The sequence below is a fragment of the Oceanobacter sp. 3_MG-2023 genome (assembly GCF_030688925.1).
GTDB lineage: Bacteria > Pseudomonadota > Gammaproteobacteria > Pseudomonadales > Oceanobacteraceae > Oceanobacter.
Genome location: NZ_JAUYVX010000008.1, coordinates 149,605 through 172,223 on the forward strand (window position 1 = coordinate 149,605; position 22,619 = coordinate 172,223).

The 22,619-nt window shown below is 54.9% G+C and carries 23 protein-coding genes; 11 read left to right on the plus strand and 12 right to left on the minus strand.

The genetic code is table 11. The features are described 5' to 3' along the window. Positions 1–350: 350 nt before the first annotated feature. A complete protein-coding gene (locus Q8W32_RS09360) occupies positions 351–1,079 on the plus strand; it encodes a hypothetical protein (RefSeq protein ID WP_303434178.1) in 729 nt (242 codons plus the stop codon). A 67-nt stretch (positions 1,080–1,146) separates the two neighbouring features. On the opposite strand, the gene Q8W32_RS09365 is transcribed toward Q8W32_RS09360, so the two are convergent. Both Q8W32_RS09365 and Q8W32_RS09370 read right to left on the minus strand, forming a co-directional pair. Beyond that, positions 1,147–1,623, minus strand: a complete 477-nt coding sequence (locus Q8W32_RS09365) for an NYN domain-containing protein (RefSeq protein WP_303434179.1) — start codon at positions 1,621–1,623, stop codon at positions 1,147–1,149. Positions 1,624–1,767: 144 nt separating this feature from the next. Then, on the minus strand, positions 1,768–2,796 hold the full coding sequence (locus Q8W32_RS09370; RefSeq protein WP_305414671.1) for an AraC family transcriptional regulator: 1,029 nt from the start codon (positions 2,794–2,796) through the stop codon (positions 1,768–1,770). 275 nt (positions 2,797–3,071) lie between these two features. Between Q8W32_RS09370 and Q8W32_RS09375 the strand changes: the two genes are divergently transcribed. From Q8W32_RS09375 to Q8W32_RS09385, 3 genes are all read left to right on the plus strand, one after another. Next, positions 3,072–4,211, plus strand: a complete 1,140-nt coding sequence (locus tag Q8W32_RS09375) for an aldo/keto reductase (protein WP_305414672.1) — start codon at positions 3,072–3,074, stop codon at positions 4,209–4,211. Positions 4,212–4,509: 298 nt separating this feature from the next. Beyond that, a complete protein-coding gene (locus Q8W32_RS09380) occupies positions 4,510–5,847 on the plus strand; it encodes a YHYH protein (RefSeq protein WP_305414674.1) in 1,338 nt (445 codons plus the stop codon). A gap of 87 nt (positions 5,848–5,934) precedes the next feature. Further along, positions 5,935–6,489, plus strand: a complete 555-nt coding sequence (locus tag Q8W32_RS09385) for a hypothetical protein (RefSeq protein WP_305414676.1) — start codon at positions 5,935–5,937, stop codon at positions 6,487–6,489. A gap of 7 nt (positions 6,490–6,496) precedes the next feature. Here the strand turns inward: Q8W32_RS09385 and Q8W32_RS09390 are convergent, their stop codons facing one another. The 5 genes from Q8W32_RS09390 to doeB2 form a co-directional block, all read right to left on the minus strand. Then, positions 6,497–6,916 (minus strand): PH domain-containing protein, encoded by a 420-nt coding sequence (locus tag Q8W32_RS09390; RefSeq protein WP_305414678.1) that lies wholly within the window; start codon positions 6,914–6,916, stop codon positions 6,497–6,499. A 228-nt stretch (positions 6,917–7,144) separates the two neighbouring features. Then, positions 7,145–8,518 (minus strand): NAD-dependent succinate-semialdehyde dehydrogenase, encoded by a 1,374-nt coding sequence (locus Q8W32_RS09395; RefSeq protein WP_305414680.1) that lies wholly within the window; start codon positions 8,516–8,518, stop codon positions 7,145–7,147. 63 nt (positions 8,519–8,581) lie between these two features. Further along, on the minus strand, positions 8,582–9,844 hold the full coding sequence (gene doeA, locus Q8W32_RS09400; protein ID WP_305414682.1) for an ectoine hydrolase: 1,263 nt from the start codon (positions 9,842–9,844) through the stop codon (positions 8,582–8,584). Continuing rightward, a complete protein-coding gene (locus Q8W32_RS09405) occupies positions 9,841–11,079 on the minus strand; it encodes an aspartate aminotransferase family protein (RefSeq protein WP_303434187.1) in 1,239 nt (412 codons plus the stop codon). The genes doeA and Q8W32_RS09405 overlap by 4 nt, the downstream gene beginning before the upstream one ends. Positions 11,080–11,134: 55 nt before the next feature. Beyond that, a complete protein-coding gene (doeB2, locus tag Q8W32_RS09410; protein WP_303434188.1) occupies positions 11,135–12,304 on the minus strand; it encodes a N(2)-acetyl-L-2,4-diaminobutanoate deacetylase DoeB2 in 1,170 nt (389 codons plus the stop codon). 391 nt (positions 12,305–12,695) lie between these two features. On the opposite strand from doeB2, the gene Q8W32_RS09415 reads away from it, so the two are divergent. Both Q8W32_RS09415 and Q8W32_RS09420 read left to right on the plus strand, forming a co-directional pair. Then, on the plus strand, positions 12,696–13,019 hold the full coding sequence (locus Q8W32_RS09415; RefSeq protein WP_305414685.1) for a hypothetical protein: 324 nt from the start codon (positions 12,696–12,698) through the stop codon (positions 13,017–13,019). Positions 13,020–13,131: 112 nt separating this feature from the next. Next, positions 13,132–13,305 (plus strand): hypothetical protein, encoded by a 174-nt coding sequence (locus Q8W32_RS09420; RefSeq protein ID WP_303434190.1) that lies wholly within the window; start codon positions 13,132–13,134, stop codon positions 13,303–13,305. A gap of 197 nt (positions 13,306–13,502) precedes the next feature. Here Q8W32_RS09420 and Q8W32_RS09425 read toward each other — a convergent pair whose 3' ends face one another. The 4 genes from Q8W32_RS09425 to Q8W32_RS09440 form a co-directional block, all read right to left on the minus strand. Next, positions 13,503–13,892, minus strand: a complete 390-nt coding sequence (locus Q8W32_RS09425; RefSeq protein WP_305414687.1) for a hypothetical protein — start codon at positions 13,890–13,892, stop codon at positions 13,503–13,505. A 462-nt stretch (positions 13,893–14,354) separates the two neighbouring features. Continuing rightward, positions 14,355–15,020, minus strand: a complete 666-nt coding sequence (locus Q8W32_RS09430; protein ID WP_303434471.1) for a cysteine hydrolase family protein — start codon at positions 15,018–15,020, stop codon at positions 14,355–14,357. A 13-nt stretch (positions 15,021–15,033) separates the two neighbouring features. Next, positions 15,034–15,432 carry a RidA family protein gene (locus Q8W32_RS09435; RefSeq protein WP_303434472.1) on the minus strand — a complete coding sequence of 133 codons (399 nt, stop codon included), beginning with the start codon at positions 15,430–15,432 and terminating at the stop codon, positions 15,034–15,036. Positions 15,433–15,543: 111 nt separating this feature from the next. Beyond that, the gene (locus tag Q8W32_RS09440; protein WP_303434473.1) at positions 15,544–16,455 is read right to left on the minus strand and encodes a LysR family transcriptional regulator; all 912 of its coding nucleotides are present in this window, start codon (positions 16,453–16,455) and stop codon (positions 15,544–15,546) included. 106 nt (positions 16,456–16,561) lie between these two features. Between Q8W32_RS09440 and Q8W32_RS09445 the strand changes: the two genes are divergently transcribed. The 5 genes from Q8W32_RS09445 to Q8W32_RS09465 are packed head-to-tail and all read left to right on the plus strand — an operon-like array spanning position 16,562 to position 21,894. Further along, positions 16,562–17,302, plus strand: a complete 741-nt coding sequence (locus Q8W32_RS09445; RefSeq protein WP_303434474.1) for a 5-oxoprolinase subunit PxpA — start codon at positions 16,562–16,564, stop codon at positions 17,300–17,302. Then, positions 17,299–19,083, plus strand: a complete 1,785-nt coding sequence (locus Q8W32_RS09450) for a branched-chain amino acid ABC transporter ATP-binding protein/permease (RefSeq protein ID WP_303434475.1) — start codon at positions 17,299–17,301, stop codon at positions 19,081–19,083. The genes Q8W32_RS09445 and Q8W32_RS09450 overlap by 4 nt, the downstream gene beginning before the upstream one ends. A gap of 34 nt (positions 19,084–19,117) precedes the next feature. Then, entirely contained in the window at positions 19,118–20,275 is a 1,158-nt protein-coding gene (locus Q8W32_RS09455) for an ABC transporter substrate-binding protein (RefSeq protein ID WP_305414689.1), read from the plus strand. Beyond that, complete coding sequence (locus Q8W32_RS09460; RefSeq protein WP_305414690.1) at positions 20,276–21,007, plus strand: ABC transporter ATP-binding protein; 732 nt, start codon at positions 20,276–20,278, stop codon at positions 21,005–21,007. Continuing rightward, a complete protein-coding gene (locus Q8W32_RS09465) occupies positions 21,007–21,894 on the plus strand; it encodes a branched-chain amino acid ABC transporter permease (RefSeq protein ID WP_303434478.1) in 888 nt (295 codons plus the stop codon). The genes Q8W32_RS09460 and Q8W32_RS09465 overlap by 1 nt, the downstream gene beginning before the upstream one ends. Positions 21,895–22,033: 139 nt before the next feature. Here Q8W32_RS09465 and Q8W32_RS09470 read toward each other — a convergent pair. Next, on the minus strand, positions 22,034–22,619 hold a 586-nt coding region (locus Q8W32_RS09470), incomplete at its 5' end, for a DUF3127 domain-containing protein (RefSeq protein ID WP_305414691.1).

Genomic DNA, 22,619 nt, shown 5'->3' on the forward strand with positions numbered 1-22,619 from the left:
CAGCACACTCTTCCCGACAAGACCAGGTTGGCCTGATTCAACCTTATTCTGCCTGCAACATTTAGGTGCCTACTGGTCCATTCAGCGCACTATCGCCAAGCATTAGCGCAACCGCTGAATCGGATATCGCGCCCTTAACACCTCATATTTCCTCCCTTAGTGCCGATAAAACGGTCATTTGAAATTAAAACGGTTATTTCTGGCCAGTTGGTCAGGATTTTGCTTTTCATCAATTGCTGTCCGAACGGTCAAGTTATAGGCCGGCGACATAATGCTGCATCAGGAGGCTCACAGGCCTTTGAAGTCAGCCAGACGATTTCCTGAATTATTAATCTGAAAGAGAGAGTGTGATGAAAAAACAACTTCTAGCCCTGGCCGTTGTCGCCGTAGCAACCATTCCTGCAGCACATGCCGAGCGTTATTTTGCTGATAACAGCATCTCTGTACTGGTTGGTGGTGATTTCAAAATTGATTCCAACGACTGGCCACAAACCGACAAGGACTACGCTCTGAACACCTACACCGTTGAGCACGTGTCGGGTTACAGCTGGGGTGGCCTGTTCTTCTTCCTCGACCGTGACCAGGGTGACAATAACTTCCGCGCCAGCTACAGCGAGTTCTCACCCAAGTTCTTCGTCACCAAGTTTGACGATGGCATCGTTAAAAACATCAACCTGGCCTTTACGCTGGAATCCGGTTCAACCTCATCCGGCTTCAGTCAGGATAACTACCTGTACGGTATTGGTGCCGACCTGGCGATTCCAGGCATGAACTTCGCCAGCGTCACGTATTTTTACAGCATGAACGACAATGGTCTGGACGACGATCACCAGATCACTCTGACCTATGGTGCATCCTGGGGCCAGGTTGAACTGGGTGGCTACATCGACTATTCAACCGGTAGTGATGATCACAAAGCCAGCTTCAACTTCAACCCGCAGCTGACCTATAACGTTGGTCCGATGCTGGGTTACGACAACAAGATCAAGCTGGGTCTTGAGTACAGCGCATGGCACAACAAATACAGCAGCGAATTTGACGAAAATACCGTCAGCGCTCTGATCAAGGTACATATGTAAACAGTAGCAAGAAGTGCAGTGCGGGCAAGGAAGCTCGCACTGCGCTACTCCGTCACATAAAAACCGCTTAGCCCAGCAACAGATCACCATCGATTGGAAAATACTCGCTGGCCGCATGGATCAGTGACGATGCCGTCAGTTTTGCCACCCCGTACACCTCCACTCGTTTACCCCTGCCCACTCTCAGCTTATTGGCCAGCAAATCAAAATCACCGTCCCCGGAAACCAGCACCACCACATCGGCCTGCTCGCCATATTCCAACGCATCAATGGTGATGCCTACATCCCAATCGCCTTTGGCCGAACCATCGGCCCGTTGAATAAAGGGCTTCAGTCTTACCTCAAAACCGATCGCCCGCAGGATATTCTGGAATTCCCGCTGTTTCTGGTCGCCACGATCAGTGGCATAAGCAAAGGCTTTCACCACATCCCGCCCTGCCGTCGCGCGCGCCCAGAAGCGGTTGTAATCGAAATGACGCCGAAACGTACCACGGGTGGTGTAGTACACGTTTTGCACATCCACAAATATCGCTACTTTTTGCACAGGCGCTTCCTTACGATGGATTAGTGTCAGACAACAGCGGCCATGCAGTTGCCCGCCTTGTCATGACTGGGAAGCATACCAGTCGGTCCACCAATAAGCAGACACTGCCGCGTTATTGTCGTGTCCCGATACAACCGGCCGACGCTAATCGATACTTTCCAGCACCAGACTGGAGCGCAGCTTGGCCTTGTCCCGGCCTGGAGGCGCACCAAAGACCTTGTGATAGTCGCGGCTGAATTGCGACGGACTTTCGTATCCGACCCGATACCCGACACTGGCCACTTCATGATCGGTCAGTAACAGCCGCCGGGCCGCTTGCAGCCGTATCTGCTTCTGGAACTGGACCGGTGTGAATTGGGTAATCGCCTTGAAATGACGATGGAACGACGCCGGGCTCATGCTGGCCATGGCAGCCAGATCGGCGACTTTGAACCCTTGCTGATAATGGCTGCGCATCCAGGCCGTTACCCGACCAATCCGCGCGGTATCGCTATCTTCCATACCGATTTGTTGCAATGCCGCCCCCATTGGAGAGCGTAACAAACGCCAGCAGATTTCCCGCCGCAACAGAGGCTCCAGCACCGCCAGGTCTTGCGGCTGATCCAATAACTGCAATAAACGCAGCAAGGGATCGATAAGGCCGGTGGGTAATGCCGCCGTCGACAAGGCCGACGGCCGTTCAGCCAGTGGCGGGCACGGAGCTTGTCGTGGCGCAGTCGCTAATGCCGACGCCGGGGCGTGCAGCAATAACTCCGCCACCATTTCCGGGTCAAGCGCGACACTGAAAGCCACATACGGACAGTCGGGACTGGCCTCCATGATCCGGGAATTGACCGGTACATTCACCGATGCCAACAGGCATTGTCCCTGCCGGTAATGGAATCGGGTGTCTGCCAGCTCACTGAGCTTGCTTCCCTGCAGCACCACACAAAAGGACGTCGGATAAATGGCGCGCATCGTCCCGCTGGGCTCGGTGGCTCGGGTCAGTCGCAAGCCATCGATGGCGTTCTCCTGTCCATGGCGATGCCATTGCCGTTCGGCCAACGCGGTCAACGCATCGAGCGATGCAGAGGGCATGGCTTGCTGATGAGCCATCTGACCGGCCTGAGCAGGAACCCCCTGGTCTGCCTGCGCTGACGCCTGGCATAACGGGTTTGCGGATGGTGTTTTCATATCGATCTTCCTTCGCTTCTGTCAGCGTAACGGCCGCCGCCAGGCAACCGGTGTATACCGGGCGCAGCAGATTGGCCACGTGAATCACTGTACCCCGACAGCCATTAAAAAGTAGCTCCCGCTTGTCATTTGAGAGGATCAGGCAAGAGTCTGCGAGTTTCTGCCAGCGGTTTTTCCGCCCGCTGGCCATAGCATGGCCTTCTGTCCTGGCTAGCGAATTCAGACAACGACATCGCCAGCCAATCGTCAATGATGCACTCCCGAGGTACGCTGTTATGTCGAGCTCTTCTCCTGTTACCCCCAACACAAGCCCTAACACAAGCCCCAACGTCACTGCTGGCGCACCCCCGAACATCACCCACTCAGCCACGGCTCCGGGCACTATGCGGATGCGCCAGCTGGGTCACTCCGGCTTGTTTGTTTCGGAGTTGTGCCTCGGCACCATGACCTTTGGTGGCAGCGATGGCATCTGGGGCATGATCGGTCAGCTGCAACAGCAACAGGTGGATGAACTGGTGGCCGCGGCGCTGGCTGCGGGCATTAACTTTATCGATACTGCCAACATGTATGGCGGAGGTGCCAGTGAACGCCTGTTAGGTCAGGCGCTCAAAAATCTGGACGTAAAACGCGATGAAGTGGTTATCGCCACCAAGGTACTCGGCCCCATGGCTGCCAGCCCGAATACCCGTGGCGCCTCCCGTGGCCATATTATGAGTCAATGCCAGGCCAGCCTGCAGCGCCTGCAACTGGACCATATCGATCTTTACCAGATTCATGGGTTTGATAAGGCCACCCCGATCCGGGAAACCCTCGAAGCCCTGAACACTCTGGTACAACAGGGGCTGGTGAATTACATCGGCTTGTCGAACTGGGCCGCCTGGCAGGTGGTCAAGGCGGTCGGGATTGCCGAAGCGCGCCAGCTGTGCCCAATTATCTCACTGCAAGCCCATTACACGCTGGTCAGCCGGGATCTCGAACGCGAGGTCATACCGATGCTGCAGTCGGAACAGATTGGTTTGATGGTCTGGAGTCCGCTGGCCGGTGGCTATCTGTCGGGCAAATACGAAGGCCCGGAGGCATCGGCAGACAGTCGCCGCACCAAACTTGACTTCCCTCCGGTAAACCGTGAACGGGGCAGTGAGGTGATTGCCGTTATGGCTGGTATCGCGGCGGAGCAACAAACCAGTATCGCCCGGATTGCCCTGGCCTGGTTGCTCCATCAGTCGGCCGTAACCAGTGTTATTGTGGGTGCCAAACGCATCGATCAGCTGACCGATAATATCGCGGCCACCCAGGTGCATCTAACGACCGATCAGTTGGCCTTGCTGGACGCCGTCAGCCGCTTGCCGGAAGAATACCCGGGCTGGATGCTGGAACGGCAGCAAGAATACCGCGCTCATATGGCTTCGAACTAAGAGCCCGCCGCTGCGGATACCGGCGGGATTAACCAGCTGGCATCATGGTTTCATTTCATGGAATGGCATGAGACCTGCCAGCGCCCCTGCCATTCTGGAGCGTATAAACCCTGACTGGCCGCCGTCATGCGACGGCCAGTCAGCCCAGGAAACACGTAACCTGTTGCCGCTTGCGCGAATGACAGGTGAAGTTCCATAAAACCAGCCTATATTTTCAAATCCTTACCGAACACCCACCATTACTTTGCATTGCGATCGCTACACTGACTGCCTACTTTATGACCCGGATCACTGCACTATGGAAACCAACCGTATAACACCGTTATTAAGCGCATTACTGTTGGCTTTTGCGGCTGCCAACCTGACCGCCTGTGGCGGCAGTGCTTCTGGCGATAGCACTTCGGATGACAGTTCAAGCAGTGATGTATCGGACTCGGACTCGGACTCGGACTCGGACTCGGACTCGGACTCGGACTCGGACTCAGTATGGCTCCTGAATGAAACCGGGGCAGTATCCGCACATATTCTGAGTTCCGAAACCGGCCTGGGTGTGGAAGTCAACGTTCAATCCGTGACGGAAACAACCGTGGACGGGGAAGATTACGTCGTCGTCAACTCGCAGGGGATTCCCGATTACAGCGTCACCATCACGCAGGACATCCTCGACACACTGAACAGCCGTCCCAAGGCCGACACTGACTTTGTCACCGGAGAACCAACCGTTGCCGTCGGCGACGTGATCGCCTTTGGTGAAGACATCGGCTACGACAGCAACGACAATTGCTCCATGGATTACGGCTTTGGCTACTGGCCCCCAGGACCGGAATGTCCCACCCAGGATGAACGCACCGTCTATGTGCCCGTCGAGCCATCCGCCGCCACGGAAGAATGCGACAGCGGCCTCGACAAGATCGGCATCATGGTCAACGGCGCTTCCATTTTTAACTGGGAAGATGGCTTTACCTACAACGAAGAAGGTGTCTGGTCCAACCTGGCACCAGAAGCCGAAGTGTATGACATCGATATGTGTGGCGGCCATGCCGCGGGCACCGATTATCACCACCATCTGTATTCTTCCTGCCTGGCTGAGCTGTTGGGTGATGATGGCAGCGGCCACTCCCCCATCTGGGGTTATGCCGCCGATGGTTATCCCATTTATGGCCCCTGGGAAGACGATGGCGTGCTGGCAGTCAGCAGTTGGGTCACCCGCGACTATGACGATGCCAACACGGGTTGCTCCGATGGCGCTCGCAGTTGCGTCCTGGTCGATCAGTACGACACCACACAAGGCACGGTTGACGTTGATTACCCCGGCCCGGACTTTGATGACGTCGTCACCTCGCTATCAGACAACGAATTTGTTGCCGTCAACGGCTTCTATTTTGAAGACTATTATTGGGACAGTTCGTTGACGGACCAGGGCGGGGAATATCTCGACCAGCACAACGGCCATACCGATGACGAGCACGGTTACCACTACCACATCACGATTACCATGGACGACGAAGGCACCATCAAAGCGGCCTTCCCCTATATTCTCGGCCCACAATATGCGGGCGAACTACACGACAATGCCGTGGCCAGTTGCACCACCAGCAGCACCGACCTGCCAACGGACCTGCCTCCCGGCCGATAATGATGAAATCCGCAAGGCTGGCATGACGCCGTATTGCGGGGACTGCTGGCCTGACTCATAAATGATTTGCATAACAGGTGATCGACGGTGAATCGCAACCACAAACGCTTACTGCTGGCAGCGCTGCTGTTGGGTCTGACCGGCTCGGCCAATGCCGCAAAAGAGATGCACATGCATGCCAGCCGCAATATTCTGGCAGATGCACCGGTTCCGCAAATAGAAATCCAGGTATTCCGGGACGCGATGGATGGCGTCAACGTACACGTCAAGGTCAAACATTATGAGCTTGGCGCTCCAGACATGGTCACCACCGCCGGTTATCAAAATGCCGAGGGGATTCTGCAAGGCCATGCCCACGTCTTTGTGAACACCCATAAAGTGCAACGACTCTATGGCCCGGATATCCATATCCCGGCCAGCCTGTTGCAAGACGGCGTCAATCAGGTCGCGATTTCCCTTAATACCCATCAACATGAAAACTGGGTAAACAACAATCACAACATCATGAGTTCGGTATTTTTTGATCTGGCCAACGAGCCGATCACCCTGAACCGGTTCAGCTCGCAGCCCGTGACGATGCCTCATTCAGAGGCGGCGCATGCAGCCCCGCAAACCACCGGGCAACACACCATGCCGGAGTAACACCCGGTCAGTCTGACTCGGTGGCAGAGACCGGGTAATCGGCACTTTCAATATCACGCTTGGCCTGCACGGGCCGAGCCATCCATTTCATCACAACATCCCCATCGCCACGCCCGTAGATCGTTAACGTGCCGAACCCCAAGATACGTCCCCAGATACCTTGATTGATCTCGATGGCTTCAATGGCCCCGAGTTTCATTTCATCGGTTTTGCGGGCAATAATGCCGCTCTTGTGAATCACTCGTTTGTTGGTGACACCCTGCTCGGTACAGCGCCAGGTCAACCAGTAATACAAGGCCACCGGAATCCAGATAAGGGTAACGCACAGAATCACATGCAGCACCAGGAAGAACCGGATGATCCAGTGAAATTCGAACACTCGATAGATGGTTTCGCCTTTAGACAGCGAGTCGTCAATATAAGACACCCGTTCACTCCTGCATAACCCGTCGGACCGACATACCCAAAACCGCTGGGCATATCTGATAAGCCGCCATTCAGCCAGAAACAGGACGCCGTTACCATGCTTAAACGGCGGATAACCCATTGAGTGCCATCAAAAACCGGCTCGAGACAGGGTCAGGAGCCGGTTTGAGGTCGAGCAATATATGGAGAGAGGTGCCGGGCACTATCAACAACTCGCTAACAAAACCCCTCAGCCAATCCAGACTTGCTTGGCATTGGTGAATTCCCGGATGCCATGTGGCCCCAACTCGCGGCCATAACCGGACTTCTTGATGCCACCGGAAGGCAGCCGTGGGTCGGTTTTAACAATTCCGTTGATCGCCACCTGCCCGGCTTGCAAACGCAAGATGGCCTGACGTTTCTGACGCGGGGTGTTGGTCCAGATACTGGCTCCCAGGCCGTAGTCTGTTGCATTGGCAATCTTGATGGCGTGTTCAAAATCGTCGACCTTCATCACCGCCATCACCGGCCCGAAGGTTTCTTCTTCAAACGCCACCATGCCCGGCTGCACATCCACCAGCAATGTTGGCGGGTAATAGAAACCGGGTCGATTAAGCGGCTCGCCACCCAACAGGCAACGGGCACCCGCATTGATAGTATCGCTGACCTGGCGATGCAGATTGGTTAGCAAATTCTGCCGGGCGATCGGGCCAACCTGGGTATCGTCCAGCAATGGATCGCCAATCACCAGCTTGTCCATCCGGCTGGCGAGCTTGTCGATAAATTCATCGTATATCGGTGCTTCGACCAGTATCCGTTTGGCGGCAATACAAGACTGGCCAGCATTAATCATACGCGACAGCACCACAATATCGGCCGCCTTGTCGAGATCAGCATCAGCCATCACGATACAAGGATCGGAGCCGCCCAGCTCAAGCACCGCCGGTTTGATTTCCGCGGCGGCAATGCTGGCAACCTGGGCACCGGCGGCACTGGAGCCGGTAAAGGACACCGCCTGAATTGCCGGGTGACGAATCGCTGTTTCGATCTGTTCGGTGGCCAAGGTCAGGTTCACCATAATATGCGCAGGTACCTTGTTCACCGCACAAACGTCGTCAAAAATGGTTTCGATCAGTCGGGCACAACCTTGTACGTTCGGGTCGTGTTTCATAACACAGGTGTTACCGGCCATCAGCGCCGGAGCCAAAAAACGAAAAGCCAGCCACAACGGAGCATTCCAGGGCAGAATCCCCAACACCGCTCCCAGCGGCTGATAGGTGACATAACTTTGTGTCGCATCCGACTCAATCGATTCACTGTTGAGGTAGGTTTCGGCCTGCTCCGCATAGTGTTCGGTACACCAGGCGGCTTTTTCGACCTCGGCCACCCCTTCCAGAATCGGCTTGCCCATTTCCAGCGCCATCATTTCGGCCAACGCCTGCTTACGCTCGCGCAGCTTGGCCGCCACGCCCAGCATGACCTTGCTGCGCAGGCTCTGTCGGGCACTGCCCCAATCGTGATACGCACTGGCCACCAGCTCGATGCACTGGTTCATCTCATCCGGGGTATGGGTGGCATAAGTTTCCAGCACCATCCCGGTGGTCGGGTTTGTGACTGTCAGCATACAATCTCCTGAGGCGGCCGTTGTCGGTATCAGACACGGCAGCCCGGTTGGTTCAAGGTCGGTTCAGGCGTCGGCGGTTTTCTTTTTCGGCGCCGGTTTGTCGGTTGCGGCCAGCTCGGGTTTGCGGTTCACAGCACCCAGATCCACCAGGTTACTGCTGGTTTCCGGCTTGACGACAAAATTCCGATCCATATCGAAAAAGGACTGACAGCCCTGATCGGTTATATAAATGGTGTCGGAGATGCCGCAGGTTTTATCGCCATCAACGCCCCACATCCACGGAATAATATGGAAGGTCATGCCTTCTTCCAGAATCGCAGAGTCGCCCTGGTTGAGACTGACAATGTAGCCTTCATCCCAGCTTGGCGGGAAGGCAATACCGATCGAGTAACCGGAGCGGGTCGCCAATCGGGCGCCTACGTCGTTATCGGAAATAATATTGCGGATCATATTGTCCGCATCGGATACCGTCATGCCGGGCTGGACAAACTCATGTACCGCATCTAACGCCTGCTTCATTTTTTCCTGGGCTTTGTACATCGAATCGCTCAGTTCGCCAAGTACGACCGTACGCATCATGGCGGTGTGGTAACGCCGATAGCAGCCGCCGACTTCCAGAAAAATATGTTCGTTGGGCTGCACTACCCGGCCTTCCCAGGTCGCATGGCCAATCATTGAGCGCGGGCCAGAAGTAACGTATGGCATCACCGCCGGGGTTTCTCCTCCGGCGCGGAACATGCCGGCACTGATGGCAGCACCAATTTCGTTTTCGCTGGCTCCCGCCATACAGGCTTCGATACCCGCCGTCATACCGGCTTCGGTGGCGATGGCCGCCCGCTTCATGATCTCGATTTCGTGCACCGATTTACGAATCCGGCCCTGCTCGACGATACCAAAGCAGTCCAGCAGCTTGGCATTGCGCATACGAGTGTGGATAAAGTCCTGATGGTAGGCCGGGAAAAAATAGGAGTTACGTTCGTAACCAATACGCTTGTTGGCCAGACCAAACTCCGTCAGGGCATCCACCAGCATCTGAATGGCATCACCCGTGTCCGGGTACGGGCGGGTGACTTCCACCCAGGTACGATGGATCACATTGGATTCTTCCATCGCCCGCGTGATCATAAAGGGCTCGCCTTCCAGCGGCACAACCAGCGCCTGGAAAAAGCTGTAGCCAGTGGTCTGGTAGTCGGTCAGGTACATGATGTTTTCCGGGTCGGAAATCACCACGGCATCCAGTCGCCGGTACGCAATACGCTGGCGCAGGTCATTCATGCGACGTACGTATTCATCGTGCGGAAAAGTCATATCATCACGTTGTCTCATTGGGCGGCCTCCAGTGCGTTGTCGGTGGCACGGACCAGCACCGTCAGTCCTGCCTTCAGATCACTTTCAGGGATGGTTAATGGCGGAATCAGTTTCAGAACCCGGCCGCCGGTGCCACAACTGGCAATCAGCAAGCCGTTGTCGAAACATTCCGCCACAATGGCTTTGGCGTGGTCGCTATCGGCCACATCCAGCGCAACGATCAGGCCTTTGCCCCGAATCGCTACCTGTGGATATTTGCGCGCCAGCGGTGCCAGAGCCTCGTGTACGATATCGGTGTAACGGGCAACCTGATCCATCAGTTCGCTGTCGCGGAAGTAGTTCAGCGCCTCGACACCGGCCACAAATGACAGGTTCTGGCCACGAAAGGTGCCGGTATGCTCACCCGGCGACCAGTGTTTGTCGTGTTCCGGTTTGACCAGGTTCATGGCCATCGGCGTGCCCATGCCGCCAATGCCTTTGGCCAGGCAGATGATGTCTGGATCGATACCGGTGCCATCAAAGCTGAAGAACGAACCGGTGCGGCCACACCCTACCTGGATTTCATCCACAATCAGTAGCGAGCCATGGTCATGAGCAAGGGATTGCAGCGCTTGCAGCCACTCCTGGCTGGCGACGTTCACGCCCCCTTCCGCCTGAATGGTTTCGACGATAAAGGCCGCCGGTGGCTCAATGCCGCTGGAGGCATCTGCGTATTGTTCCCGTAACAAATCGAGGGTGGCCATGGCGGCAAAGGGTTGATGGCTGACGTTATCCAGCGCAACCCCGGCAGCCCCCCGGAAGTAGTTGTTGGCGGTGCAGGCCAGTGCCCCCAGGGTCATGCCATGAAAGCCTTTCGAAAACGCCACCACCTGACGACGACCAGTTACCCGGCGCGCCAGCTTGAGGGCGGCCTCTACCGCATTGGTGCCGGTTGGCCCCATAAACTGCATGCGGTGATCCATGGAACGTGGCGCCAGAATCACGCTCTCGAACGTTTCCATATAACGGCGCTTGGCGGTGGTGTGCATATCCAGACTGTGCAGCACGCCATCCTGCTGAATGTAGTCAATCACCGCCGCTTTCATGCGTTCATTGTTGTGGCCAAAATTCAGTACGCCAGCCCCGGCAAAAAAATCGATGTATTCATTGCCCTGCTCATCAATCTGACGGGCATTGGAGGCTTTATCGAACACCACGGGATAAACACGACAGTAGGCACGAATATCCGACTCACGTTGCGCAAAAATGCTCATTAATTACTCCTTCATCAAACGAATCTGGCTATACCGGTTGAATATGCCGGGTTGCTCAGGGTTGGGGGGCATGCACCAACTGGGCATACAAACGGGTCACCTGTTCAATCAGGCGATCGTTAAAATCGTAATGGGGGCTGTGACAGGGCCAGGCAGGTGCCGAGCCGTCATCGGAGCCGACCAGCGCAAACGCACCGGGTATCTCGTTGAGGTAATAACTGAAGTCTTCCGATGCCATGATGGGCAAGCGCACACCGTGCTCCAGCATTCGGGCACCAAACAGCTGCTCCCAACCCTGGCGCATCAGCCGCGCTTGCTCCGGGTGGTTGATCGTCGCCTCGTAACGGGGTTGATGATCCACTTCTGCGGTCACCCCATAACCGGCGGCGGTGTGTTGGCAGATTTCATCGATCAGGGCATTCACCTGCAAGCGGGTAGCGCTGTCGGGTACCCGGATACTGCCGGAAATCACCGCGTTCTGGGCGATGACGGTTGGCGCACTGATGGCATCAATCGATGTCACGCTGACCACCGCGGCCTGCTGTGGCGCCAGACGCCGACTGACAATCTGCTGCAATGCCACCACCAGGGCGCTGGCAGCCAGTACCGGATCGCGACACTGTTCCGGCTGGCTGGCATGACCACCACGGCCACTGACCCGAATCTGGAAAGTGCCGTTACCACACATCACAATGCCATTCGGGCAGGCCATGTGACCAAACGGGATAGCGGGCCAGTTGTGCCAGCCAAAAATGGCGTCGACACCTTCCAGCGCGCCGTCGTCGATCATCGCCCTGGCCCCATGGCCACCTTCTTCTGCCGGTTGGAACACCAGCGTTACCGGAGCTGGCAAAGCCGCTTCGTGGAGCTTCAGCCAGTGGGCTGTTGCCAACAAGGTCGCACTGTGGCCATCGTGACCACACGCATGCATGCAGCCATCCTGGCGTGAGCGCCAGGCGACGCTGGTTTGCTCCTGAATAGGCAAGGCATCCATATCGCCACGCAAGGCAAAATGAGGGGTATCTGAAGCAGGTGCTGCCGATCCACCCAGCCAGGCGACGGTGCCAGTACGGGCGCAGGCACGCCAACGGATACCTAAATCATCCAGTCGTTGGCGCACCACCCGGGCGGTGTGCTCTTCTTCCCAACTCAACTCCGGCTGCTGGTGCAATTGACGCCTCAGCACCGTGGCTTGGCTGATTACTTCAGACCAGTTATTCGCCATCACACATCCTCCGGTTCATTCATTAGCTTCAGCACAGGCCGTTCCGCTTCAGCGTCTGATGGCTCCAGATTGTCGTGATTGCGCCATACCAAAAAATTAAATTCTTTAAAAACAATGTCTTACGACGCACAAAAAAGTGACACTGAATTTCAGAAACGGCCTGATCCGATGCTCTATCGCTATAAGCCAAAACCAATAACCACAGGCAAGCTATCAACCAAGTGGACAATACAAAGCTGGTTTGACCAGAACGACAGGTTTTAAACGCCAAGAGAAATTAAAAGAAAAGCGGACAGACCCTAAAGAGCTATACAAAGACCACTTACAAGACTAACGGCCGATAGAATATTATTTGTGCATCAAAATAATACACAAGGATCTATATCGGTGCGTGAAAATTCACAATTCCACTCTTAAGGCAAGGCTAAGGCAGCCATTGGATAGCAGCAGGAAAAACAAAACAGAAAAGCAAGCAAGACAAAACCATGGCATGGCCAGAGTCTTGCCACTTGCTGCAAGCCATAATTTGCTGGCGATGTCACGAAAGCGTCAACAAGCTAAATATTATTCACGCTTTTCAGGAGAAAAACTGATGCTTAAACAGCGTACAAAAAACAGAAAATTGACATCAAGCTACTGTTTTAAAAGGACTTTTATACAATACACAAGCATCTGTGCTGCAACAGGACAAATTACATTCAACACAAATGATTAGTTTTTTTCATCTTTTTGGTTAGAAAGCCTCGCTTTTTTAGCCACCAGGAAGCTACTACTATGGTCTTACTTTCAAGGCACAACCCAATCAGACAAAACCAAGGAGTTCTATTATGAACAACCAAGACCAAGCCGCTAACATCTGCAGCAAAGAAGAAATCGATATGCATATCGCTGCTGCCAAACAAATGCGTTCTGACTATATCTCTGCACTGTGCAGCGATCTGATCACCAGCATCAAACATGCATTCCACTTCAAATCCCACAAAATGATTTCCAGCCACTAAGCAGAAATCAGCCGTACCGCACCAAGACAGTATTCAGGCACCACCGGCACAAGAATAAGTCGCCGGCATTTGGCCTGGGTCTGATCACTTTTTTGCTTCATTTTATTCGAAGACGTTATGGGGGCCAGATGGCTACCCAATTGTCTCGGGTAACCCTCCTCGCATGACCTCCCTGCTTTTTTACTTATTGTTGTTACTCAAAATACGCCCAGCCGGCTTCTGTGTGCCAGCAGACAAACCCGACCCCAGGCAATCCCCAGCAACAGTTCGGTAACTACTGCCAGCAAGATGCCATAGCCGGCATAGCCGCGTAATAATTCAAACAGTCCCAAAGCCGCCAGCCCCAACAGCATCACCAGCAGCCCCATAGCGATCGCTTTATGTACATCGGCGGAACGGCAATCCCGGTTTAACCAGCAAATCAGCGTCAAACCCAGAAACACCATGGCCATACGGCGAGCGACAAAAGCAGCAGACTCCGACTCACTGACCCCCATCAACCACAGCAGCAGTTCCGGTGCCCCCAGCGATATCAGAAACAGCAATCCGGTCACAACGGCGGTCAGCGTACTCAGCATGAAAAACATGATCTATCTTCCCTGATTGTTTTGAAATGAACCCATTATTCAATAAGCCGCGCTCCCTGAATAAAACCGTCAGATTTCACAGCAGACTGGAGCGACCAAAAATCGTATCACAATGATGAATACGCCACTGCATCGGCATTAGGATGAGATGAGATGAGCCAAAGCGGGCATGAGTCGGCGGGAGCGACAGTAACGGGGTTTACCCTGATGCCTGCACACCAGAAACGCGGCAACACAGAAGCCCAGACACAAGAGAGACACAAGAGAGACACAAGAGAGACACAAGAGAGAAACAAGAGAGAAACAAGAGAGAAACAAGAGAGAAACAAGAGAGAAACAAGAGAGAAACAAGAGAGAAACAAAGAAGTAAAAATGCCTGGGCCGGGTTTTCAACCCGACACCAGGCAATCAGGATCAGTCTCCCCCGGCATCATGTCAGCCCAGGCAGAGCCTGATTAAAAATCAGACAGCAGCCAATACGTCGGTGCTATTGGCGATCCAGCCAAACAAATGGCCTTCACTCTGAATCGTGGTCAATGTCCCACGCTGCAAGCTCTCTTCGAAAGCACCACAACTGTCAGCCAGAGTCAGAACAAAATAGCCGCGATCAACCGCCTCCCGCAAAGTGCCTTCAACGCAGCACTGTGTCGTCACGCCACAGATGATAACGTGCGTTACCCCTTTGCTACGCAAGATAGAATCCAGCTCGGTGTAAGTGAATGCACCAAAAGTGGATTTATCAATGATCGTTTCACCTGGCCGAGGCTTCAGTTCAGGAACAATCTGAAAACCGGGTTCGCCTTGCGTCAGAATGCGCCCCAAAGGACCCGCGGTACCATACTCTCCACCCGCTTCCTTGCTTTGTAACCGGACAGGCTCTGGCAGATCCGACATATCGGGTTTGAATCCATACCGTGTATGAACGACAGGAGCTCCCTTTTCACGGAACAGCTGCAACATGGATTGCACATGGGGAATAACGGCTTGCAGCGGTTTTACGTCAGCACCGCCAGCACCACAAGCGCCACCGTCTTCAATAAAGTCGCGCTGCATATCCACGATAAGCAGTGCCGTGTTGGCAAAATCGAAGGTGAATTGGCGTTCACCAAAAGCATTAATGGCCAGCATATGATTAATCCTGTTATTCAGCCGGTGCGGCAGCAATGGCGTCAATTTCGATCAACCAGGTAGGTTCAATCAGAGCCGGAACCGTAATAGAAACCGAAGCCGTGCGATGAGTGCCGAGCATCTTGGCGCGTACGGCATTGGCTTCCGGGTACATAGAGGCATCCGTCAGATATTGGGTAGTCCGTACAATATTCTCGATACCAAGACCTGCGGCCTTGAGAGTCGCTTCGATGTTTTGCCAGCAAACCGTTGCCTGACCTTCCATTGTCTCAGGCACGGTGCCATCGAAGGCAACGGGGATTTGTCCTGAAACGAAAACCATACGTGAACCGACCGGCGGCTCGATACCGTGTACGTAAGTGCCATAAGGATCGGAAATGCCTTCAGGCTTGTAGGTTTTGTACTGAGTCATGAGAAGTTCTCCATCGGTTGTCGTTCCCCAATAGAACGACGCCCGCGGCGAACTTGCAATTTTCAAATACTTAGCCCCTGGTATTTAAAAAACTTATACCAGGATAAAGCCTTATTTGACGATGCCTACCGAGGCCGCCTTGATAAAGCTCTGAAACTCCTGGGCACTGGGCGACAGCGTGGCCCCCAGCCGCCAGGACAAGCCGATATCCATCGGTGGCACCCGGGTGGCGAGATCCCGGGCTTCGATCCGGTCCCCTTCCAGCGACCAGGTCCGGAACACCATATCTGACAGGATAGTCACGCCCAGACCGCTGGCGACCGCCGTGCGAATGGCTTCGACGTTGGCGCTGCGTAATACGATGCGAGGTTCCTGGGGCAGATGACTCCAATAGTTCAAGGCGCTTTCTTCCGCTTCGTCTACTGTCAACATCACCATTGGCTCTTTGGCAACATCGGCCAGTGTAATGGACTGCTTCAACAGCAATGGATGACGTGACGGCAGCCACAAACGCCGCTGTGACGGGCGCAAAACGGACGCCGCCAGCTCATCCTGTCGCTGCAAATTGGACACCAGCATAACGGCAATATCGAGCGTACCGGCGATCAGGGCATCCTCAATCTGCTGCCGTCCCATCTCGATGATATTAACGTCGATATGTGGAAACCGTGATTTGAAACGTGCCAGATGCGGCATCAGAAAATAACCCATCACCGTATCGGTGGCCCCCACCGTAATCGAGCCACTGTGTTTGCTGGCTTCTGATTCAACGCTGGAAATCGCTGCATTGGAGACCAGCGAGAGAATTTCGCGGGCTTTGCCTAAAAAACGCTGTCCTTCAAAGCTGAGATTCACGCCGTGGGCGGTGCGCTCGAACAGGTCAAAACCGATCTGCTCCTCAAGGGATTTGATCGACAGCGTAATGGCCGATTGCGTCACATTACACATCGACGCTGCCGACGACATCATGCCCGACTCCGCTGCGCTGACGAAATACCGGAGTTGACGTAGCGTTATAGACATAAATTTTTCTCATACAAGTTTGGAAGTATAATAAAATTGATTAATCACCTGCCGTCAACCCTAATACCTCCTGAACACACTTCACTGAGTTTAGGAGACATTAACGATGCGGCCACTGATCAACTGCGACATGGGCGAGGGCTTCGGCAAATACCGCCTCGCCAATGATGAGGCGATCATGCCCCTGATCGATCAGGCCAATATTGCCTGTGGTTTTCATGCATCGGACCCGGTCATCATGCAGCAAACCGTCGATATGGCGATTGAGCACGGCAAGCAAATCGGCGCACACCCGTCACTGCCAGACCTGCAAGGCTTTGGCCGCCGAGAAATGAAGATTGCACCGGCTGAGCTGCTCACCATGATCAAGTATCAGGTTGGTGCGCTGGACGGCATGCTGCGCGGACGCGGTGTCACCCTCTCCCATATCAAACCGCACGGCGCCTTATACGGCATGGCCTGCCGCGATCACCGCATTGCAGAAGCCATTGCCGATGCGGCACTGGCATTCAACTTGCCGGTGCTGGGTTTGGGCGGCACCTGCCAGGAAACGACCTATAAGGCCAAGGGAGTCACCTTTGTTGGTGAGTTCTATGCCGATCTGGACTACAACGAGCATGGTCATCTGCTCATCGTTACAGACCCGGGTTCCCTCGATGCAACACAAGCCGCCGCCCGGGCCCGTCAGGCCATCGCCAGCGGCTATACCACAGCGGTCAACGGTGCCACTGTGCGCGTCGACGCAGAGTCGATTTGTGTCCACTCCGACAACCGCGGAGCCATTGATTTACTCACCGCACTGCGCAAGGCCTTCCGCCTCGATGAAGCGATGGAGGTGCTCTCATGAGACTGGGCAATATTACGCTGGCCCTGATCCTGCTGGCCATCGCCACCACAGCAACGGTGTTTGGCAGTACCGCCATGAACAATACGGTGAGCTACTTCTTTATTCTGGTTGTACTGGTGGTGGCTCTGGGTATTTACGTCGGCAACACCGGAATTGTCAGCTTTGGCCATCCGGCTTTTATGGCCATTGCCGCGTATCTGACCGCGATTCTGGTCATGCCAGCGGCACGCAAGAGTGCCTTGCTGCCCAATTTGCCGGATTTTCTGAGTACTTTCAGCGCCCCGCCACTGCTGGGTATCGTGATCACTGTATTCGTGGTTGGGCTGATTGGTGCAGGTATCGGTCTGGCGATCTCGCGCTTGAACGGTGCTTCGGCCACCATCGCCACTCTCGGCTTGCTGATTGTTGCCCATAGCCTGCTGGTTGGCGGCACAACATTCACCCGGGGAGCACAAGCGCTCTATGGTATTCCGAAACTTGTCAGCCCGATATCCGCGGCCATCGGAGCCATCATCACCATTTTTGTTGCCGACTGGTTCAAGCACAGTCGCTGGGGCCTGGCTGCCCGGGCAGTCCGGGAAGACGAAGCAGCGGCGGCGGCATCCGGTATCTCGATCAAGCGCAACCGCACCATTGTGTTCTGTTTATCCATCGCCTTCACCGCGCTTGGCGGAGCCATGTTTGCGCTGCACCTGGGGGTATTCTCTCCCAAGGAATTTTATTTCACGCTGACCTTTTCCTTGCTGGCCATGTTGATCGTTGGTGGTGCCTCCAGTACTGCCGGTGCCGTGGTCGGCGTTGCCGTGATCACCATGATTACTGAAGTGCTCCGTCAGGCTGAGCCAGGTTTCAGTCTGGGGCCGATCCAGATTCCGGCGCTATTTGGCCTGACAACGATCGGTATCAGTGTCGCCTTGATCCTGACGCTCTACCGTCGCCCCGAAGGTATCTTTGGCCTGAAGGAGCTGGATGATTTTCTGCCGTTTGACATCAAGCCACGAGTCTACAAACGCTCCGTTATCAACACGCCTCGTCCCACAGCCAGTCAGACACCCAAATCAATCCGGGTCCAGTCACTGACCAAGCGTTACGGTGGCGTAACAGCACTGGATGCCGTCTCTATTGATCTTCAGCAGGGTGAGATTCTGGGCCTGATTGGCCCGAATGGCTCCGGCAAGTCGACCTTTCTGTCCTGTGCCTCCGGTATCCAGCGGTTTGATGAGGGCGAAGTATGGGTACATGACACCCAAATGGCACAGGGCAATCCGGTTGCCTATGCTCATAACGGGGTAGCCCGCACCTTCCAGAACATTCGCCTGTTCGCTCGCCTCAGTGTTGCAGAGAACGTCTCCGCAGCCATGGTATCGGTTCCCGGCCCGGCCAACAGTCCAACGGTCGCAGACATCCTGACACGGGTGGGTCTTGATGGCATGGCGCTGCGCACAGCCAGCACGCTGTCTTATGGCCAGCAGCGTCGTCTTGAAATTGCCAGAGCCTTGGCTATTTGCCCGGACTTTCTGCTGCTCGATGAGCCTGCGGCGGGTATGAACAGTACCGAAACAGATGATCTGGCCGCACTGATCATGTCACTGCGTGATGAGAATGGTCTGGGGATTCTACTGGTCGATCATGACCTGCCCATGATTTTGCGCCTGTCCAACCGGGTCGCAGTACTCAATGAGGGAAAACTGATCGCGCTCGCCTCGCCGGAACACATTAGAGAAAACCCCGAAGTCGCTGCGGCGTACTTCGGCGAAGGTCAATCCACCCTGTCCGAATAAACCCACAACCTCGCATAACAGAAAGGAAAAGCAGATGAAACAGTCTCAGATGATCCGCCATTTTGCCCTCTCGCTTGCCGTCTCCATGACAGCGGCACCCGCATTTGCCCAGGACACGTTGAAGATCGGATTCGCCGTTTCTCTGACCGGCTATCTTGCTCCTTACGACACGCCGACCGTTGAAGGCGCCAAGATTGCCATTGCCGACATCAACGCCAGCAATGGCCCCTATAAAGTTGAAGCCATCATCCACGATGTACGTTCCGACACGGTACAAACATCCGTGGTCGTGCAGGAAATGATCGATGACGGCGCCAACGTCATTGTCCTGCCTTGCGACGATGATCCGGCCATTGCCGGTGGCCTGATTGCCCAGGATGCCGGTATCCCATCGTTTTCGACCTGTGCAACCAACGCCAGCCTGACCCAGGCCATCGGTGAGTTCTACTTCGTCAACTACGCCGCCGACATTGTTCAGGGCGCAACGCTGGCCCAGTACGCCCACGAGCAAGAGTTGGAAACCGCCTATTTGCTGGTTTCTCCAGAAACTACCTACACCGGTAACCTGCCGCTGTATTTTGGTGAAGTTTTCGAAAAACAGGGCGGCAAGGTCGTCGGCAAAGGGACTTACTCCTTGGGTCAGCAAGACTTTTCCGCCGAAGTAACCCACATTACCAACCTCGATCCACAGCCAGATGTGGTCATGACGTCGGCCTATGAACCTGACTTTCCGGCCTTTTTGCGCCAGTTGCGTTCCGCTGGTGTTACCTCAGCCGTATACGGCAGTGATGGCATTGACTCTCCCACCACGGTATCACTGGGCACGATTTCCGAAGGCGTGGTGTTCACCAATGCGGGTTATCCAACACCAGGAACCCGGTTGGGTGATTTCTTTGACCAATACGAGGCCTTTTACGGCAAAAAGTTAAGCAACAGTTTTGCCGCCACCGGTTACGACATGATTCAGGTTATCGAAGCAGCGGCTATTGCAGCTGGCAGTGTTGATGGACGTGCCTTGCGCGATGCCATTGATGCCATTGATGGTCTCGACGTAGTAACCGGCAAGATCAGCTATGCCGGTCGCGAACGGGTTCCTGCACGATCGGTTTCGATCAACCAGGTATCAGACGGTGCCGTGATCCATCTGGATACCCGTGTGATTGACGCCGCCATTCTGCCACGGAGCAAATAAATGGAAGCCCCGACCCAAAGACACACACAGCCCGCGCTCGAGGTGCGCGGGCTGGACGTCAACTACAGTGGCATCAGAGCCGTTCGCCAGCTTGACCTGACAGTCAACGCCGGGGAAATCGTCACGCTGATCGGGCCAAACGGGGCAGGGAAGTCATCAACGCTGATGGCCATTGTGGGGTTGGTGCAGCGCTCGGGCCAGATATCTCTGGATGGACAGGATGTGTCCGGCTTTTCGACGGAACAAATGGTACGGGCTGGGCTGACCTTGAGCCCGGAAGGTCGCCGGGTGTTCTCCGGGCTGACAGTGGCAGAAAACCTGCGACTGGGCGGTGCTTCCAACAAGGATCGTGCGGCCGAGCAGGTACGCCTGCTCGACACCTTTCCGGTGCTCAAGGAACGCTATCACCAGCGAGCGGGCACTCTCTCCGGCGGTGAGCAGCAAATACTGGCCATCGCCCGGGCGCTGATGTCCAGGCCCAGAATACTACTGCTTGATGAACCGTCGCTGGGACTGGCTCCGAAGATCGTCGATACGATTTTTCAGGTTATTGCCGAGCTGCGGCAATGGGGCATTTCTGTACTACTGGTCGAGCAGGATATCGAGCGGGCTTTACGCGTATCCGACCGCGGTTACGTGATGAGCCATGGTGAGATCCTCGCCACCGACACCGCCGCTAATATGTTGAGCGACGCCAACCTTAAAGATCTCTTTTTTGGAGCACACCAATAATGGAAGTGTTTGCACAACAGGCCCTCAATGCCATTGCTCTGGGTGGTGTTTATGCGCTGCTGGGGCTGGGCTTGGCGATGGTTTTTTCGGTACTGGGAATGATCAATTTTGCCCACGGCGAAATCATGACCTTGTCTGGCTACGCGCTGGTATTTGTCGCCACCACATTGGGCTGGCCATTTGGCCTGGCAGTCATCAGTGCTTGTCTGCTCGCCGGGGCGGCAGCGGCGATGACCGAACGCATTGCCTTTCGTCCCGTACGGGGTGCGTCGTTAACAACCATGCTGCTGACGACCTTTGCGGTCAGTTCAATCCTGCATGTGGTGTTCCAGAACTTTATCTCGCCCCGACCGATTGCGGTCCCGGTTCCAGAATGGCTCACCCAGTCATTGAATGTGGGCGGGTTACAAATAGGTACATTGCAAGCAATCTCAATTGCCGTCTCTCTGGTGGCACTTATTGGTCTGGTCGGCTTTTTACGGTTCTCAACCTTGGGGCTGGCGATGCGATCGGCTGCGCAGGATTTTTCGGTAACGCGTCTGATGGGAATTTCTGCCGATCGGGTGATTATCGGCGCCTTTGCCATTTCAGGCCTGCTGGCTGGGCTGTCGGGCTTTTTATGGGTGGCACAACGCGGTTCGGTTGATCCACTGATGGGGTTTGTACCGGTACTCAAGGCGTTTACCGCTGTTGTACTGGGCGGTTTGGGCAGCCTTAACGGTGCCGTTCTGGGAGGATTCTTGCTCGGCATTCTGGAGGTCAGCTTGCGGGCTTCTTTGCCTCAGGAGCTACTGCCGTTCCGCGATGCCATCTCGCTGTCGATCGTGATTGGTCTGCTGGTGATGCGCCCTCAAGGCCTGATTGGTCGCGCTGAAGCAGTACGGTGATTGGGTTCTTTGAAATACCACCAGAAAACAGGATGACAGATTCAGTCCTGACCCCTGCCGGATCAGGAATCTGACCCGGCAAGTGGGCATTCAGGCACTTGCCAGTGGAAGTGTCTGAAACCTTCGCCAGCAATATCGCTCAGAACGGCACATCATCATCGTAATTGGGCATGGTCTGGGCAAACGGAGAGCCGCCACCTGACTGCACCGCATCTCCGACACGCTCAACCCGCCAGGCTTGCAGGCTGGTAAAACATTTTTCCGGCTTGCCTGCCGCACTCCATAAACGACCCGACAGGTTGAAACTGACCTGCACTTCATCACCTGGGTTATAACTGTCCATCAAGGCACATTTATCCTTGATCAGCTCCAGCGCGATATAGTTCGGGTATTCTGGTTTCTCGCCATCACCGGTCAGCTTGACCACAAATTCCCGCTTGGTGAAGCCGTTCTGGCCGTAGGCTTTGGTTTCGTCAATGGAATGTACGATCCCCTGTAATTCAAATGCTTTCGACATAATGATCCCCTCAATATTGATGGCCAAATTATAACATTGAATCAATCGGAGGTTTTCTGCTGATGGCACAACCGCTGCCGGTTGGTTTATCGACGACAACACAGCTTCGGAATAAGGGTTCTGAGCAACGAAGAAGCTGGAGAAGCTGGAGAAGCTGGAGAAGCTGGAGAAGCTGGAGAAGCTGGAGAAGCTGGAGAAGCTGGAGAAG